The 4,698-nt window shown below is 74.0% G+C and carries 4 protein-coding genes and 1 pseudogene; all 5 read left to right on the forward strand.

All coding sequences use genetic code 11. From position 1 onward, the window contains the following. A pseudogene (locus GWI24_RS40610) lies at positions 1-401 on the forward strand (hypothetical protein); the annotation flags it as partial. A gap of 4 nt (positions 402-405) precedes the next feature. Next, positions 406-1,320: a DUF4255 domain-containing protein gene (locus GWI24_RS40615; RefSeq protein ID WP_210951039.1), complete on the forward strand. Its 915-nt coding sequence runs from the start codon at positions 406-408 to the stop codon at positions 1,318-1,320. A 35-nt stretch (positions 1,321-1,355) separates the two neighbouring features. Next, positions 1,356-3,455 (forward strand): ATP-binding protein, encoded by a 2,100-nt coding sequence (locus GWI24_RS40620; protein WP_210951040.1) that lies wholly within the window; start codon positions 1,356-1,358, stop codon positions 3,453-3,455. Continuing rightward, positions 3,446-3,775 (forward strand): hypothetical protein, encoded by a 330-nt coding sequence (locus tag GWI24_RS40625; RefSeq protein ID WP_247617574.1) that lies wholly within the window; start codon positions 3,446-3,448, stop codon positions 3,773-3,775. The genes GWI24_RS40620 and GWI24_RS40625 overlap by 10 nt, the downstream gene beginning before the upstream one ends. Further along, on the forward strand, positions 3,772-4,698 hold a 927-nt coding region (locus tag GWI24_RS40630), incomplete at its 3' end, for a DUF4157 domain-containing protein (RefSeq protein ID WP_210951041.1). The genes GWI24_RS40625 and GWI24_RS40630, both read left to right, overlap by 4 nt.

Raw genomic sequence — 4,698 nt, forward strand, 5'->3', positions numbered from 1 at the left:
GCACACAGATCAGCGCCAGACCGAACCCGGCCGCCCCCGACGCCCCGGCCACCCGGCGGGGCACCACGGCATCCCCGGCACCCGACGCCACACCGGCTGCCGCCGGGCCCTCGCCCGGCCCGCCGTCCGCGGACGTGTGGTCCGCGGTGGCCGCCGCGCCGCTGCCGCCCCGTGCGGCCGACGCCGCCCTGGGCCGCGAGGCCGCGCGGCTTCCCGCCGGGCGGCGCCGCGCCCGGTCCGCCCAGCGCACGGTGCACGTCCAGATCGGGCGGCTGGAGGTCACCGCCGCCGCCCCGCCCGGCGCCGACCGCACCACGGGCGCCCGCGCCGGAACGACGGGACGGCGCGCGCCCGCGCTGAGCCTGGAGGACTACCTGGCACGCGGCGAGAGGAGGGACTGACACCATGAGCAACGGACTCGCCTTCGCGACCGTCACCCAGGCCCTCGCGCTGCTGATCGCGAACAATCTGCGGCCCGAGATCGACATCGCGGTCACGGTGGACACCCGGAGGCCCCCGGCCGAGCCGCCCACGGAACCGACCATCAACATCTTCCTCTACCAGGTCACCCCGAACGCCTCGATGCGCGCCACCGACCTGCCCACCCGCGCCTCGGACGGCACGCTGCTCAAGCGACCGGCCGCGGCCATGGACCTGCACTACCTGATCAGCGCGTACGGCGAGGAGTCCGAACTGGTCGGGCAACGCCTGATCGGCACCGTGGTGCGCATCCTGCACGAGATCCCCATGCTGCCGAAGGACGTGATCGAGGAGGCCGCCCGGCGCTCGTACCTGACGGGCAGCGATCTGGCCGAGGCGGTGCAGCGGGTGCGCTTCACCCCGACGCAGATGGACGTGGACGAGACCTCCAAGCTCTGGGGGATGCTCTACCAGACCCCGTATGTGCTGTCGGTCTGCTACCAGGGCTCGTTGGTCCTGATCGAGGGACGCGAGCGCCCGGTCCCGGCGAAGCCGGTGGAACGGCCCACGGTGCGGGTACTGCCCTTCGGCGCGCCGGGAGCGCCGGAACCCCCCACCCTGCCGGGCGCGGAGCGACCCGGGGAACCCGCCGAGACGGAGGCGTCGACGGAGGCCGGGACCCGGTCGCCCGCCCAGCCCGCCAAGAAGCGCCCCGCCGCCACGAAGACGGCCGCGGCCAAAACCGCCAAAGCGGCCAAGACCGCCAAGGCGGCCGCCACCAAGTCCGCCGCGACCAAGACCACGAAGTCCGCCGCCGCCAAGTCCGCCACCTCACCCACCCGTACACGCAAGTCCACGCCCCGCCGCCGCGGCGGCCGCTCCGAGGACACGGAGAGCTGAGGCACCCGGTGGGGCAGAAGGGGGCGGACAACACCATGGGCAGGAGAAACGGCCGCGCGTCGGCGGCCAATGAGGCCAATACGAGCGCGGACGCCGTCCCGGCCGAGGACGGGCAGGCCCTGGCCGCCGCCGTCCAGGCCGTACTGGCCCGCGTCGACGCCCACGCCCGCCGCGCCACCGCCAACGGCGCCCGGCCCGGCGCCTCCGCACCCCGCGATACCGCCACCGTCGACGGGCCCAACACCCCAGCCACCGCCGCCGAGTCGACCCGCACGGAAGACCACGAGCGACACCGCACCACCCCGAAGGCGATCCCCGGCCCCGCCACGCTCGACGCGCTCGTGGCCTGTTTCGGCCTCAGCACCTTCGAGCGCCAGCTCGTCGTGCTGGCGGCGGCCGCCGAGCTGGACCCCACCGCCGCCGCGCGGTGTGCCGCCGCCAGCGGCGATCCGGCCCGTGCGTACCCCACCTTCTCGCTCGCGCTCGCCGCGCTCGACGAGCCGCACTGGAGCGCGCTCACCCCCGTGTCCCCGCTCCGCCGCTGGCGGCTCGTAGACCTCGACGACGAGACCCGGCTCACCACTTCACGCCTCCGCATCGACGAGCGCATCCTGCACTTCCTGGCCGGATCGCCCTACCTCGACGCCCGGCTGCACGGGCTGCTGCGCCGTGCGCAGCCCCCGCGGACCCTGCCCCCCTCGTACGACCGGGCGGCGGACCAGGTGACCGCGGGCTGGAACGAGTCCCGCCCGGAGGCCCCGTTGCGCGTGGAACTCGTCGGCGGCGACCTGACCACCCGTACCGATATCGCCGCCGCGGCCGCCCGCCGGACCGGGCTCGCGCTGTACGTCATGGCCTCGGACGACGTCCCCACCGACGCGGCCGAACGCGACCGCCTCGCCCGCCTCTGGCAGCGCGAGGCCGTGCTGCTGCCCGCGGCGCTCCTGCTGGAGGCCGGTGAGATGGACCGGGAGCAGACCGCCGCCACGGACGCGTTCATCGAGGGCGCCGCCGTGCCCCTCGTCGTCTCCAGTGAGGACCCGCGCCGGACCGGCCGCCCACGCGGCGAACGCGTCAGCGTGCCCGGGCTGGACGACAGCGAACAACTCGCCCTCTGGGCGGACGCTTTCGCCGGCATCCCGCGGATCGAGGAGGCCCATCTGCGGTCGCTGGTCGCCCAGTTCCAGCTGCCGCCGCACATCATCCGCTCCGCGGCAGCCGCTGTACGCCGTGACCTCCCCGACCCCGACCCGGACACAGGCACGGACGCACTCGACCCCACCGAACTCGCCTGGCGCGCCGGGCTCATCGAGGCACGCATCGGCCTGGACGAGCTGGGCCGACGGATCGAACCCGAGGCCGCCTGGGACGACCTGGTGCTCGCCGACCACCAGGCGCGGATCCTGCGCGAGATCGTCGCCCACGTACGGCAGCGCGCCACCGTCCACCAGGAGTGGGGCTTCGCCGCGACACTCCGCCGCGGCCTGGGCGTCACCGCCCTCTTCGCGGGCGGCTCCGGCACCGGCAAGACCCTCGCCGCCGAGGTGATGGCCAACGAGCTGGGCCTGGACCTCTTCATCATCGACCTCTCCCAGGTGGTCAGCAAATACATCGGCGAGACCGAGAAGAACCTGCGCAAGGTCTTCGACGCCGCCGAGCGCGGTGGCGCACTGCTGCTCTTCGACGAGGCGGACGCGCTGTTCGGCAAGCGCAGCGAGGTCAAGGACAGCCATGACCGGTACGCCAACCTGGAGGTCAGCTATCTGCTGATGCGCATGGAGGCGTACCGGGGCCTGGCCATCCTCACCACCAACATGAAGAAGGCCCTCGACCCGGCCTTTATGCGACGGATCCGCTTCGTCGTGGACTTCCCCTTCCCCGGCGAGAGCGAGCGCGCCGAGATCTGGCGCCGGGTGCTCCCCGCCCGGGCGCCGATGAAGGACATCGACCCCGAACGCCTCGCCCAACTCACCGTGGCGGGCGGCTCGATCCGCAACATCGCGCTTTCCGGCGCCTTCCTCGCCGCCGAGGAGGGCGACCGCCTCCAGATGCGCCACATGCTGGCGGCGGCGCGTACCGAGTACCAGAAGCTGGACCGTTCGCTCACACCCTCGGAGGTCACCGGATGGGTCTGAACGACCGGATGGGCCTGAACGACCGGATGGGGCCGAACGAGCAGCCGAACGCGATCCAGGTGGACATCGGCGAGCTGGCGCTGACCGGCTTCGGCGCAGGGATCGACCCGGACCGGGTCTCGGCGGCGTTCCGGACAGAGTTGGCCCGGCTGGTGCGGGAGCGCGGCGTACCGCTGGCGGCGACCGGGGAGGGCGCGGCGATCGAGGCCCTGTCCGGCCTGCCCCCGCTCCCCGCCACCACCTCCCCGGCCCGGCTGGGCGAGGCCCTGGCCCGGGCCGTGCACGCGGGCCTCTCCGGAAGGGGGCGGGAGGGGACATGAGCAACACACCGTCCACCACCCAGGACGACCGCGCGTCCCAGTCCGCCAAGCGCCGCAAGCGCAAGGAGCGGACCGGCAAGGCCCGTACGCCCGAGCCCAAGGACATCGTCAGCGGCGCCGGACAGCCCCTCGACCCGAGCGTCCGGCGCGACCTCGAAGAGCGGCTCGGCCACGACCTGGGCCAAGTCCGCCTGCACACCGACCGCGACGCGGGCCACCTCACCGAACTGCTGGGCGCGGACGCGGTGGCGGTCGGCCAGGACATCTTCTTCCGCGAGAACACCTACCGCCCTGGCACCACGGACGGCCAACGCCTCCTCGCCCACGAACTGCTCCACACCGTCCAGAACCCCCACGGCCTCGGCACCCTGCGCGTGGGCCGTGACCTGGGCGCGGTGAGCCTGCCGCAGGACGCGATGGAGCGCGAGGCGGAGGGCACGGCGCGGGACCTGGTACGCGGCGGGCAGTCGGACACCGCGATGGAGCCGCAGACCTCCGCGACCCCGGGCTGGCTCCGCTACGCCACGGTCGACGCCGACCGCGACCGCATGGAGAAGCTCGACCCGGCGACCCTGGTCGACCGCCTCGCCAACAGCGTCGTCCGCTCCCTGCGCGGCGACCCCGAGGACCGCTCCAAGCGCACCCGTATGCAACTGGCGCGGATGCCGGACGAGGTGCAGGACGCCGTCCTCGACCGGCTGGAGACCAGGCTCCTCAGCTCGGAGCACGAGCGGGTGCTCGACTTCGTGGACGAGATCGAGGCGGACGACAACCTGGAGCGGGAGTCGCTGGCCGCCCCGGACGTCGAACCGGACCCGGTCGAGGAGCTGCTGTTCGAGCGCGAGACGCGGCGGCGGAGGGCGGAGGAGCGCCGCGAGGAGGAGCAGCGCCCGGCGCCCGCGCCGGGTCCGGAGAAGGACGAG

Source organism: Streptomyces sp. MK37H (assembly GCF_018035285.1).
Lineage (GTDB): Bacteria > Actinomycetota > Actinomycetes > Streptomycetales > Streptomycetaceae > Streptomyces > Streptomyces endocoffeicus.

Bases quoted from the DNA above. Each gene is read 5' to 3' on its own strand.
- GWI24_RS40620 (WP_210951040.1), top strand. From the start codon at position 1,356: ATGGGCAGGAGAAACGGCCGCGCGTCGGCGGCCAATGAGGCCAATACG.
- GWI24_RS40625 (WP_247617574.1), top strand. From the start codon at position 3,446: ATGGGTCTGAACGACCGGATGGGCCTGAACGACCGGATGGGGCCGAAC.
- GWI24_RS40615 (WP_210951039.1), top strand. From the start codon at position 406: ATGAGCAACGGACTCGCCTTCGCGACCGTCACCCAGGCCCTCGCGCTG.